This is a genomic window from Acinetobacter sp., from assembly GCF_045628685.1.
Lineage (GTDB): Bacteria > Pseudomonadota > Gammaproteobacteria > Pseudomonadales > Moraxellaceae > Acinetobacter.
On record NZ_JAZQPV010000061.1, the window covers coordinates 1 to 11,804 of the forward strand.

At 39.8% G+C, this 11,804-nt stretch carries 11 protein-coding genes; 4 read left to right on the forward strand and 7 right to left on the reverse strand.

Features of this window, described 5'->3' with window-relative positions:
- Positions 1 to 417 precede the first annotated feature (417 nt).
- Positions 418 to 627, reverse strand: coding sequence for a glycine zipper domain-containing protein (locus ACKI4H_RS08910; RefSeq protein ID WP_407305190.1), 210 nt, complete (start codon positions 625 to 627; stop codon positions 418 to 420).
- Positions 628 to 954: 327 nt separating this feature from the next.
- On the opposite strand from ACKI4H_RS08910, the gene ACKI4H_RS08915 reads away from it, so the two are divergent.
- The gene (locus tag ACKI4H_RS08915) at positions 955 to 1,155 is read left to right on the forward strand and encodes a dodecin family protein (protein WP_407305180.1); all 201 of its coding nucleotides are present in this window, start codon (positions 955 to 957) and stop codon (positions 1,153 to 1,155) included.
- Positions 1,156 to 1,246: 91 nt separating this feature from the next.
- Here the strand turns inward: ACKI4H_RS08915 and ACKI4H_RS08920 are convergent, their stop codons facing one another.
- Entirely contained in the window at positions 1,247 to 1,945 is a 699-nt protein-coding gene (locus ACKI4H_RS08920; RefSeq protein ID WP_407305181.1) for a DsbA family oxidoreductase, read from the reverse strand.
- 179 nt (positions 1,946 to 2,124) lie between these two features.
- Here ACKI4H_RS08920 and ACKI4H_RS08925 point away from each other — a divergent pair, with 179 nt between their 5' ends.
- Positions 2,125 to 2,874 carry a hypothetical protein gene (locus ACKI4H_RS08925; RefSeq protein ID WP_407305182.1) on the forward strand — a complete coding sequence of 250 codons (750 nt, stop codon included), beginning with the start codon at positions 2,125 to 2,127 and terminating at the stop codon, positions 2,872 to 2,874.
- Between the two features lie 389 nt (positions 2,875 to 3,263).
- The gene (locus tag ACKI4H_RS08930) at positions 3,264 to 3,398 is read left to right on the forward strand and encodes a hypothetical protein (protein WP_407305183.1); all 135 of its coding nucleotides are present in this window, start codon (positions 3,264 to 3,266) and stop codon (positions 3,396 to 3,398) included.
- 264 nt (positions 3,399 to 3,662) lie between these two features.
- Here ACKI4H_RS08930 and ACKI4H_RS08935 read toward each other — a convergent pair whose 3' ends face one another.
- The 3 genes from ACKI4H_RS08935 to ompR all read right to left on the reverse strand — a co-directional run bounded on the left by ACKI4H_RS08935 (position 3,663) and on the right by ompR (position 7,863).
- Complete coding sequence (locus tag ACKI4H_RS08935) at positions 3,663 to 5,180, reverse strand: acetyl-CoA hydrolase/transferase family protein (RefSeq protein ID WP_407305184.1); 1,518 nt, start codon at positions 5,178 to 5,180, stop codon at positions 3,663 to 3,665.
- Positions 5,181 to 5,385: 205 nt separating this feature from the next.
- Complete coding sequence (locus tag ACKI4H_RS08940) at positions 5,386 to 6,846, reverse strand: ATP-binding protein (RefSeq protein ID WP_407305185.1); 1,461 nt, start codon at positions 6,844 to 6,846, stop codon at positions 5,386 to 5,388.
- Between the two features lie 252 nt (positions 6,847 to 7,098).
- Complete coding sequence (gene ompR, locus ACKI4H_RS08945; RefSeq protein WP_131289339.1) at positions 7,099 to 7,863, reverse strand: two-component system response regulator OmpR; 765 nt, start codon at positions 7,861 to 7,863, stop codon at positions 7,099 to 7,101.
- 336 nt (positions 7,864 to 8,199) lie between these two features.
- On the opposite strand from ompR, the gene ACKI4H_RS08950 reads away from it, so the two are divergent.
- The gene (locus tag ACKI4H_RS08950) at positions 8,200 to 10,566 is read left to right on the forward strand and encodes a Tex family protein (RefSeq protein WP_407305186.1); all 2,367 of its coding nucleotides are present in this window, start codon (positions 8,200 to 8,202) and stop codon (positions 10,564 to 10,566) included.
- A 50-nt stretch (positions 10,567 to 10,616) separates the two neighbouring features.
- On the opposite strand, the gene ACKI4H_RS08955 is transcribed toward ACKI4H_RS08950, so the two are convergent.
- The gene (locus ACKI4H_RS08955; RefSeq protein WP_407305188.1) at positions 10,617 to 10,931 is read right to left on the reverse strand and encodes a hypothetical protein; all 315 of its coding nucleotides are present in this window, start codon (positions 10,929 to 10,931) and stop codon (positions 10,617 to 10,619) included.
- 90 nt (positions 10,932 to 11,021) lie between these two features.
- On the reverse strand, positions 11,022 to 11,804 hold a 783-nt coding region (locus tag ACKI4H_RS08960), incomplete at its 5' end, for an IS3 family transposase (RefSeq protein WP_407305189.1).

The following is an 11,804-nucleotide window of genomic DNA, read 5'->3' on the forward strand; positions in this document are numbered from 1 at the left end:
ACTGTGCTGAATGCTTTGCCGCTATGGATAGAAGATTACAATTGCAATCATCCACATAGTGGATTAAAAATGAAATCCCCTCGGGAGTTTCGGGCGCTAAAATTAGCGAGTTAACTGTCCGTTTTTACGGGGGCTAATACAGATACATTTACAGAAAAAGTCACCCCCGTGATAATCTAAAAAGATTGGATAAGTTTCATTATTATTTCCTTTAGGTGAGAGGATGTCCAAAAATAGGACAAGGACGATAAAGAAAAGAAATTCCATGGGAAAGATATCAAAAACAATCAAGTTAAATAAATGCTAAAGCTAAATGGTGATTTTAAATTATTACATAAATCATAAGTTTGAAATTTTACGCTAAGACAGACTGTGTTTAACAATCTGTCTTAACTGGTTTGCAAATATAGAGCATTATTAACTTTTATGACCTTTGGTCTGGCTCTGGCTTTGACATCTTTTTTCATAAACCTTACCAGAAATACCGCCAATAATTGCTCCACTAATGGTACCAAATACTGGGAGTATACTCCCCGCAACTGCCCCCACTAATGCTCCTGTTACCGTAGGAGAAAAGGGGGATTTTATGCTTGAGCGCTGCCCAAGGCTAGAATCGTGTCTAGGCATGGAATTTTGCCCCGGGCTAGAATCGTGTCTAGAAGTAGAATCGACAGTTGAATCAACACTAGAATTTTGAGTTTCAGTATTCATAGTTACCTCTTATAAAGTTGCATGATTTAGAACTTAAATGTTCCGTATATCAGCCTAGCGAATTACACATCTCGTTGTGTCAAAGCCTTGTATATATAAGTTGTGTTTTGTAAGAAGCAAATCGCTGATATTGGGATTGTTTCTTACGTGTAAGTTTTTGCGGTGTAATGTTAAAACCTAAATGTTTGGTTAGAAAATATCCTATGATCAGGACTCACAAGAATAAAATTTGAGGTTTAAAAAATGGCTATCGCAAAAATTGTTGAAATTAATTCCAGTAGTAATAAAAGTTTTGAAGATGCAATTCAAACAGGCATTGAGAAAGTAACCAAAACAATAAAAAATGTGCAAGGTGCATGGATTAACGAGCAAAAAGTAGTGATTAAGGACAGTAAAATTACTGAGTATCGGGTAAATTTAAAAATTAGTTTCTTGGTTGACTAGATTGATGAATTTTAAAATAAAAAAATCCCCCTGATTGGGGATTTTTTTATGAGCAGTTGCAGTAAATCTATGTCGTTATTAAGAAAATGGATTACTTCTCTGGAACGCCGCAGCTATCATCTTTACAAATCGCTGAATCATCAGTTTCTACTTTCGCCTGAGTTGTTTCTAAGGCTTTTTCAAAAACTTGTAAGAAAACTTCGCGTGGTTGTGCGCCAGCTAACGCAATACGTTGATCAAAAACAAAGAATGGAACACCGGTTACTTTTAATTGATCTCGTGCCACCTCTTCATCAAATTTGACAAAATCTGCATATTCTTCTGAATTTAAAACATCTTCTACTTCTACTGGGTTTAAACCAATTCGTGCAGCAACATCTTCAATTGTTTCACGTTCGCCAATTGGTAAACCTTGGGTCATATAACTATAGAAAAAGGCTTCTTCGGCTTCTGAACCCAAGCCTTTACTTTGAGCCAGGTGAATAATGCGATGTGCATTGAAGGTGTTACCCGAGTTAGCATTTTCCCAATTGAACTGGATCCCTTCTTCAGCCGCCATAGCTGCAATATTACGTTGCATCTCTTCAACTTCTGCAACTGTACGTCCATATTTTTGCGCGAGACGTTCAGAGTTTGAAACTTCTTGACGGATAGGTGCTTCTGGATCAAGTTCATAACTATGCCAATGAACTTCTAGTTCTAAACCTGCTTGTTCAGCAGCAGCTTCAAGACGTTTTTTGCCAATATAGCAAAAAGGGCAAACCACATCTGACCAAATATCTACGCGCATGAGAAATCTCTAATCTTTTATTGCCTATATTGATGGGGGTGCGGATCAAAATTTAAAGCGTGAGAATTGAATTAAAGCTGAATTGAGCTAGAAAAATTTGATCAGGTTGAGCTGAATAAATAATCAGAAGGGTTTTAAATCGGGTTATGCTATAAAAATTCATTAGAGGAGGATTGCTCGTGCCAAGGATTTTTCTTATTTTAGGATTGGCGACATGTGCTGTATTTGGCTGGATGTTTTATCAGTATTCGGTACAGCAAAATGACTTGAGCCAGCTCCAAACCTACCAAACCGTATTATATGAAAAAGCTGAACTCATTTATGAGCAAGCTCAAGACTGGTCTGAGCCCATTGATGTCAATGTGTCAGATAAGCGTTTACATGGCGATTATAAAGTAATGGCGGACTTTGTGCTGAGTCAGATGATTCAAAATGCTGAAGCCAGGAATGAGTATTTACGCCAGCTCAAAGCAATCCATTGGGATGAGTTCTTGGATATCGACCGATTAGATCAAGACCGTAAACAGAAATATATAGAAACCGAGCAGATGCTGAAGCAAGCCCATTTTCTGGCTGAACAGTATCAACAGCAAGCTCGGCAACGTGAACAAGATACCTTGGCGCGCGCCAAACATTTATCAATTAGATCTGATCTGCGACATCAATTAACCGATAGCCTGCGCGAAAGTCGCGACAGTGATAAAAGCCATGCTTTATTTGCTCTGGAGCTACAAGTCTTAAATAAAGCCGACGCTTTGTTTGAAATTTTAAAAAATAATAAATGGGAGAAAAAGAACAAAACCTTTATGTTTTATGAAGATCAACCTTTAAAGCAATTTAATGCCTTGTATCAGGAAGTGTTACAGTTAAATGCAGAAATGGAAAAAATTAAAAAGCAAAATCGCACGGCAGTCGAGCAGCGCTTATAGCATTTGGACATCATCCTGAACAGACTTGTTGAAGAATATCTCAAGATAGATGCGAATGGATTTCAAGGCTTAAACTTTCCGGTTCAGCAGCAATGTATAAACTTTTTTGTTTCTATAACAAAAAAAAGGCGAAACACATCTTTGATATGCTTAAAAGATAACAACTACATCAATTGATCTCAGGCATTAGTCGGGGAATTTAAAAAAGATCATTTAGGTGATTTATTTAGCAATATTTAAAGTAAATGTGATTCTTTGTATACGATTTAGTAATGAGTGATTGACGTTGTATGATTTAAGGAGCCATTTTTTAACAAGTACATAATTATATGTGTAATTTAGAAGGTAAAAATATTAGGTTTTTTGTATTTATAACTTTGGTTATGGGTATGACTATATCAGTTATGGCTCACCTCTATTCTTCAAAAAGTCTGCAAAGTTTAGATGATGAGGCTTTGGCCTGGATTTCAGGTCAAGCAGACTCAATACAGACTACGACAGATCCTTATCATTTATATGGATAAAAAGTAATTGAAGTCTTGAATCAATGGGTTGATCAAGAAATTAGTGGAGATTTAAATCAACTCAGCAATATATTTTATACGAATGAACACTGGGCTATAGTTTTTCAGATAAATCGTAATGTTGTGAGTATAGGTATCCTTGAGTTTTCATTAACCATTAATGATCTTAGAGAGATGGGTAATATGATCGCTGATCAGATCAAATTTGATTAAAACCTGCTATAAAAAAACGCCCTTTGGGGCGTTTTTTTATACTGTATTCAATTAAGCAATTTTAGCTTCTGGTTGAGCTGCTAGCATATGACCAGTTTCTTCAAAGTTAGAGTGCCATGAAAGCGCTTCACGTAGAAGATGAGGCGTATGACCACCTTTTGCACACGAACGGTCAAAGTAATCATTTAATGCATCGCGGTACATTGGGTGAGCACAGTTGTCGATAATGGCACGAGCACGTTCACGTGGCGCTAAACCGCGTAAGTCAGCAAGACCTTGTTCAGTCACAAGAATATCAACATCATGTTCAGAGTGGTCTACGTGTGACGCCATTGGCACGATTGAAGAGATATCGCCACCTTTTGCAATCGACTTGGTCACAAAAATGGCCAAGTGTGCATTCCGTGCGAAGTCACCTGAACCACCGATACCATTCATCATTTTAGTACCGCAAACGTGAGTTGAGTTTACGTTACCGTAAATATCAAATTCGAGTGCAGTATTGATGCCGATAATCCCTAAACGACGAACCAATTCAGGATGGTTTGAAATTTCTTGTGGACGAAGGACCAGTTTGTCTTTATACGCGTCAAGATTGTTAAATACTTTTTCACCATATTTAGCAGAAAGCGTAATAGAAGAACCTGATGCAAATTTCATTTTACCTGCATCGATCAATTCAAACGTACAGTCTTGAAGTACTTCTGAATACATCACCAAGTCTTCAAATTTTGAATCTTTAAGACCTGTCAATACTGCATTGGCAATAGAACCAATACCTGCCTGCAAGGGACCCAAATCTTTCGGTAAACGACCTTCAGCAACTTCTTGTTCAAAGAAATTGATCAAGTGGTTTGCGATACCTTGAGTTTCATCATCCGGAAGGGTCACAGTTGATGGAGAATCGTGGTAATCGTTGTTAAATACGATCCCTGCAATTTTAGATGGATCGATATTGATCGCATGCGTACCAATACGTTCATCGACTTGAGTCAAGGGAATCGCTTGACGTGTTGGACGGTAAGTCGGGATATAAATATCGTGTAAGCCTTCAAAAGCAGGGCTTAAATTGGTGTTAATTTCTATAATCACTTTTTCAGCAAAAATCGCAAAGCTTGCAGAGTTACCTACAGAAGTGGTAGGGATAATGCCGCCATCTTCAGTAATCGCAACTGCTTCAATGATTGCAATATCCGGTTTTTTCAACTGAAGGTTACGCATTTGTTCTACGGTTTCAGACAAATGCTGATCGATGAACATGACTTCGCCTTTGTTGATGGCTTTACGTAAAGTATTATCTACTTGGAAAGGTAAACGGCGAGCAAGAACACCAGCTTCAGTTAGTTGTTTATCTAGGTCGTTACCAAGACTGGCACCAGTAATTAAAGTAATTTTCAAAGGATTACTCTGAGCTTGCTTTACAAGTGCTAAAGGAACAGCTTTTGCCTCACCTGCACGAGTAAATCCACTCATACCTACAGTCATACCATCTTGGATAAAAGTAGCAGCTTGTTCTGCGCTCATGACTTTGTCATGAAGTGACGCTAAACGAATACGATCTAAAGACATGGTTTACGCTCAATTCTTGTTCAAAACTAGACGGATTGTACCGTCCTAAACAGGAATTGTGCATGCCTGTTAGGCTAAGGTCTAATTTTTTGAAGAAATGTAGGTATAATAATTTTTTATGGTTTTTAATTGATTGATTTTAATAGTGTAAAAACCAAGAGCTTAATAGTTGATCAAAACTGTTTGTTTATTAATTAACCAATCCTTAAAAGTGTCCAGTAATGCTGTGCTTAATTTTCCCCAAGGCACTGTGGTGTACATTTTCTTCAATTTCATCGTGAAGTATAGGTAAACAAATCACTGCCTCTAAACCACCCTGAGGACGATTGTGAATGCTAAGTTGGCCTTGATGCATGTCGACAATACGTTTCACAATGGCTAAACCCAAACCACTACCTTGTACTGTACGCGCTTCATTACCTCGTACAAAAGGTTGCATCAGGTCTTCAATTTGGTCTTCAGGAATGCCTTCACCATGGTCTGCGACACGAATAAAAATATGATCGTTTTCAACTTTTGCTGATAATTCGATCGGTTCAGCGCCATAACGTTTTGAGTTATTAATTAAATTGCCGATCATACGTTTTAAAGACTGGCTACGTGCCTGAATGATCGGTACATCTTGGACTTTAAAACGGATATCTAAGGGTTTGAACTGAATCACTAATTCTTGTAATAGCATATTAATGTCAGTGTCTTGAAGTTCCTCATCTGAACCATCTCGCATGTATGAGATGAACTGATCAAGAATAGCATCCATATCTTCGACATCGTAAATCAGGCCTTCTTTGAGAAAGTCTTCATCAGGCATCATTTCTGCACTTAAGCGGATTCGAGTCAATGGGGTACGCAAGTCATGTGAAATCCCGGCTAACATAATACGGCGGTCACGCTCAGTCTGATCGAGTGTATAAATCATATGATTAAAAGCTTGGTTGACTTCGCGAATTTCTTGAGGACCATGATTGGTTTCCAAATAAGGCGCAGAACCTTTTTTACTATAGTGGTTCGCTGCATTTTGCAGGCGACGTAAGGGGCGATTTAACTGACGAACCAGGGTTAAAATGATGGCAGCGGCAATCAGCGGTACCCCAAGCAACCAGCCAAACACCAGTTCTGGGCTATAGTTGGCATAGGTTTTTAAAGGTTCACGTACCCAATGGCCATTCATTTCAGGGGTTTGAATCCAAATACGCGGACTCGGTTTAAATTGGAAATAGACCGTCACTTTTTCAACTTTCAGTTCTTTGGCTAACTTTTTTTCAATTTGGTTGGTAAAAAACTCGGCAATGACTTTATCACGCACACTGGGATATTCTTTTGGATCGGTAATGTATTCAATTCCAACCCGGTTTTTTAACCAGGTATCGACATCCACTTCAGCATCATTATGAAAAATACGTAAATCTGGATTGTTGAGAATTTCAAGTTCAACCGCTAAATAGCGGGCGTGTTGTTGAATTTCTGGAAGATACAGCGTGCGCCAAAAGAACCACAACGACATAAATAAACTGAAAAATACAATGAATAACACGAGCACTGTAGTACGCATTGCAGCAGAACGTGGCTTGATCTTGTCAAAAAAGCGTTCCGAACGGGTACGCTTCTTTTCTGAGTAAGCCTCAAAATCAGTAAATTTCTGTGGGTCGATGGGTTCGAGTTTCACACCAGATTCCTGTGGGTGTATTTTAAAAGTTGCAGCTATTTTATTCGCGGTGGAGTCTTACTGCTTGTACCTTTAATGAAAGGCGTTCTTTGGGTTACTTTTTTAAATGAGTAACAATGTTACGCAAGAAAATTTTTGCCATTCGCCACGTTTACACTTTCTGCGAGCCTTAAAATTCTGTTGGGCTCAAACAGTAGCGAATAGCATTTCTAGCCAAATGATTTGGGTTTATCTTATCCGATAACAAAGGGCTTATTCCGCGCCATCTGGAACAAAGACATAACCCACGCCCCAAACAGTCTGGATATAACGTGCACGGGCAGGGTTTTCTTCAACCAGACGACGTAAGCGAGACACCTGGACGTCAATAGAACGTTCCATCGCACCCCATTCACGACCACGAGCCAAATTCATTAACTTGTCACGTGTCAACGGTTCACGTGGATGTTGTACCAACGCCTTAAGCACAGCGAACTCACCTGTAGTGAGGGTAACGACTTGACCTTCACGTGTAAGCGTACGTGTCGATAAATCCAGTGACCATGGACCAAAGCTGACTACTTCCATTTGCTGGCTAGGTGCACCTGGAACTTCGCGTACCTGACGACGCAGTACTGCGCGAATACGCGCTAACAGCTCATTTGGATTGAATGGTTTAGGCAAGTAGTCATCGGCACCCGCTTCAAGCCCTGCAATACGGTCAGAATCGCTACCACGTGCAGTCAGCATGATAATGGGTGTATCGATATTGGACTGGCGTAAACGACGGCAAATGCTTAAGCCATCTTCCACAGGTAACATGAAATCGAGCACGATCAGGGAGAAAAGTTCGCGCTGTAATAAACGATCCATTTGTGTTGCGTCGTGTGCAGTTTTGACCACGAAGCCTTTATCTTCTAGAAAGCGCTGTAATAACGTACGTAAACGCACATCATCATCTACCACCAGAATGCGTTCGACGCGATCAGTTTCGTTTTGTACGGGATCTGTTTTTTCAGCAGGTACAACTAAACTCATGATGTGCTCCTTTATTCTTTATTGTCATCGTAAACAAAAATTCGGCTAGCCTTAAGTATACGATTCATTTGCATCTGTTTACTATGCTCTAAAGCAACAAATATAGCAGGGAAAATCAAGACATAGATACCAAATGTATACATCTAAATTGTAGAGAATCCCACTCAATAAGGGGGTTAAAAAACTACTTATCACTTAATTTTGTAGGGAATTATGAAAACGACGTGAATTGGCAATATTGACCGCTTATAAATTTAATAAAAACAATTGTGGATTTTATGGTCTTGGTCTTTATAATCATGCCATTTAGTACTTATCCTTGTAGGATCAAACACGATGACTGACTTAGTTCAGCAGTTAGCAAAAGAAATTGCCGTTCGTCCAAATCAAGTAGAAGCTGCCATCAAGCTGATTGATGAAGGTGCAAGCGTCCCATTTATTGCACGTTACCGTAAAGAGGTAACTCAGGGCTTAGACGATACGCAGTTACGCCAACTCGACACGCGTTTATCGTATTTACGCGATTTATTTGAGCGCCGTGAAAAGGTGATTGAATCTCTGAAAGAACAAAATAAATTGTCAGATGATTTACTTAACCGCGTCAACGCTGCTGAAACCAAGAATGCTTTAGAAGAGCTTTATGCACCGTACCGTCCAAAGCGTACCAGCAAGTCCTTTAAAGCCAAAGAAGCGGGCTTAGGTCCAATCGCGGAAAAAATCTTCAAAGAAGCAATCGATCCATCTGAAGCTTTAGCCGGGTTTAGCCATGAAGATTATCCAGATGTAGAAAGTCAGCTTGATGCGATCCAGCACATTCTGATTGATGACTGGGCGCAAAACATTGCTTTGACCACAGAGCTAAAAGCGACTTTTGCTAAAACTGCAGTTTTAAAAAGCGCAGTTGCAAGTGAAGAGAAAAAAGAAGTCGGCAAGAAATTCCGCGATTACTTCGATTTCTCTGAAAACTTCAATAAAGTACCTTCACACCGCTTGCTTGCAATGTTACGTGGCCGTCAAGAAAACGTATTGGGCTTAAAGGTAGATGGTGAAGATGATACACTCTTGGCGCGTATTGAAACTGAATACAATCTTGATTCAGTTCAGCCACAGGCGCGTGCAGATTACTTAAAACAAACCGCTAAGCTGTTCTGGTTAGGTAAAGTTCGTCCACAAATCGAACATTCATTACTGACTGAAAAACGTCTTACTGCTGAAGCTGAAGCAATGGACGTATTTGCAGAAAATTTACGCCATTTATTGCTTTCTGCACCTGCAGGGGCGCGTACCACTTTAGGTGTCGATCCTGGTATCCGTACTGGTGTGAAATTGGCGGTGGTTAATGCTTCTGGTGATGTTGTTGCACACAGCACAATTTACCCATTTGCGCCAAAAGAAGACAAAGAAGGTTCAATAGCCGAACTTGCACGTCTGTGCCGTGAATTCAATGTCGATTTAATCGCGATTGGTAACGGCACTGCTAGCCGTGAAACAGAAGCGGTTATTGCGGAAATGATGGTGGCAAACCCAGACTTGAGCCTTACCCGTGTTTCAGTATCTGAAGCGGGTGCATCGGTTTATTCTGCGTCTGAATTAGCATCACAAGAATTGCCAGAGCTAGACGTTTCTATTCGTGGTGCCGTATCGATTGCCCGTCGTTTACAAGATCCATTGGCTGAACTGGTGAAAATTGACCCTAAATCGATTGGTGTTGGTCAATATCAACATGACGTAAACCAAACAGGTTTGGCGAAAACGCTTGAAGCAGTGGTTGAAGACTGTGTGAACTCGGTCGGTGTGGATGTAAATACTGCATCTCCTGCAATTCTGTCGTATATCGCAGGTTTGAACAAATCGATTGCACAACAAATTTTTGATTACCGTAAAGAAAATGGCCGTTTTGATAACCGTCAGGCCTTGAAAAATGTACCTCGTTTAGGCGAGCGTACTTTTGAACAGGCAGCCGGTTTCTTGCGTATTCAAAACGGTTCTGAACCATTGGATGCTTCAGCTGTTCATCCTGAAAGTTATGCTTTGGTGAGCAAAATTGTTGAAGCAAAAGGGACAACGGTAAAAGATATTATTGGTAATTCTGAAATCATTCGTCAGGTGAATGCTGAAGAGTTTGTAGATGATAAATTCGGCCTTCCGACTATTCAAGACGTACTGAGCGAACTTGAAAAACCAGGTCGTGACCCACGTCCAGAATTCCGTACCGCAAAATTTCGTGAAGACATTACCGAAGTGTCGCAACTGACTGAAGGCATGCAACTTGAAGGCGTGATTACCAATGTCACTAACTTTGGTGCATTTGTGGATGTGGGTGTACACCAAGACGGTTTAGTACATATCTCTGAACTTGCCAATGAATTTGTATCGGATCCACACAAAGTGGTAAAACCGGGACAAATTGTTCAAGTACGCGTATTGCAAGTGGATGCTGAACGTAACCGTGTCAACTTGTCTATGCGTCCTGAAGGTTCAGAAGCACCGGCTAAAGCGCCACGTCAGCCACGCCGTGAGCAACATGCTCATACTGAGCAACGTGGTGAACGTAAGTCGCAAGCGAAGCGTCCGCAAACTACGCGTCCTCAAGGCGACCGTCCACAAGGTCATAAAAAACCTCAAGCTGCTAAACCACAAGAGCAAAAAATTGGTGGTTTAGGTGCATTGTTATTACAAGCAGGGATTAAAGGTTCTAAATAACTTTTAGAGTTCTTTAAGATTTAAAAAAACCTCCCATTAGGGAGGTTTTTTTATACAAGCTTTGGCACAATCCAGCTACAAATAATCAGCATAATGCCTAAATGTCCCAACTTGCGGCTCACTTTTTCTAATGTTGAAACTTGTACAGGTGGCTGTTGAGATCCGCTTTTCAGTTTTATCGATGCCATCGACTTATTGAAATGTAAAAATATAGCCAGATCGATACAAATTAAAATACTACCGACATCACTGACTATATCCATCAATTGATAATCTTGTTGATAGATAGAAATTGCTATTTGATAGCAAAGAAAAAGAGCAAAAGCACAACAGGCATATTGACAAATAACAGCAGCAATCCGCATAAAAAATCTGAAAGCAAAAAATGATAGGTGTTTATAACATAAAAAAAAGCCAGTCTAATTGATCTGACCCCAGAAAGTTAGACGGTTTGATTAAGCAGCTTTTAAGGACTGATTTCTGTACTCTACAGGACTCAGTCCTTTTAATTTAACCTTGATCCGTTCATGGTTGTAATAGTGAATATATTCTTTCACGGTTTGCTCTAACTCATCAACTGTTTTAAATTTTTCACCATAGAAACATTCTGATTTGAGTATTCCAAAGAAACTCTCCATAGATGCATTATCTAGGCAATTCCCTTTTCTTGACATACTTTGGATTAATCCTTTCTCCGATAATTGTCTTTGGTAATGCGCCATCTGGTACTGCCACCCCTGATCTGAGTGTACAATAGGCTTTTCGCTTGGTTTTAGCTTGTTTACAGCTTCTTTCAGCATATCTTTAACCAATCCGAACATCGGTCTGCGCTGTGTTTGAAAGGCAATAATTTCACCATTAAACAAATCCATGATGGGTGATAGATAGAGCTTTTCACTACCCACCTTAAATTCGGTCACATCTGTAACCCATTTTTGATTAGGTTTATCTGCCTCAAATTGGCGTTGCAATATATTGTCTGCAATTTTACCAACCTGTCCCTTATATGAACGATATTTCACAGCTCTGATGCGTGATTTAAGCTGCATGGACTGCATAAGCCTTTGGACGCACTTGTGATTTATAGTTAGCCCTAAGTTCCTGAGTGCAAGGGTAATCCTGCGATACCCATACCGCCCCTTATGCTGATGATATATCAACTTTATTTGATGCTTGAGGTCACTGTATTTATCTTCAAGCGTGGATTGCTTTTCATGATAAAAATACGTGCTTCGAGC

Bases quoted from the DNA above. Each gene is read 5' to 3' on its own strand.
- ACKI4H_RS08910 (WP_407305190.1), bottom strand. From the start codon at position 627: ATGCCTAGACACGATTCTAGCCTTGGGCAGCGCTCAAGCATAAAATCC.
- ACKI4H_RS08955 (WP_407305188.1), bottom strand. From the start codon at position 10,931: ATGCGGATTGCTGCTGTTATTTGTCAATATGCCTGTTGTGCTTTTGCT.
- ACKI4H_RS08950 (WP_407305186.1), top strand. From the start codon at position 8,200: ATGACTGACTTAGTTCAGCAGTTAGCAAAAGAAATTGCCGTTCGTCCA.
- ompR (WP_131289339.1), bottom strand. From the start codon at position 7,863: ATGAGTTTAGTTGTACCTGCTGAAAAAACAGATCCCGTACAAAACGAA.
- ACKI4H_RS08930 (WP_407305183.1), top strand. From the start codon at position 3,264: ATGACTATATCAGTTATGGCTCACCTCTATTCTTCAAAAAGTCTGCAA.
- ACKI4H_RS08920 (WP_407305181.1), bottom strand. From the start codon at position 1,945: ATGCGCGTAGATATTTGGTCAGATGTGGTTTGCCCTTTTTGCTATATT.
- ACKI4H_RS08935 (WP_407305184.1), bottom strand. From the start codon at position 5,180: ATGTCTTTAGATCGTATTCGTTTAGCGTCACTTCATGACAAAGTCATG.
- ACKI4H_RS08915 (WP_407305180.1), top strand. From the start codon at position 955: ATGGCTATCGCAAAAATTGTTGAAATTAATTCCAGTAGTAATAAAAGT.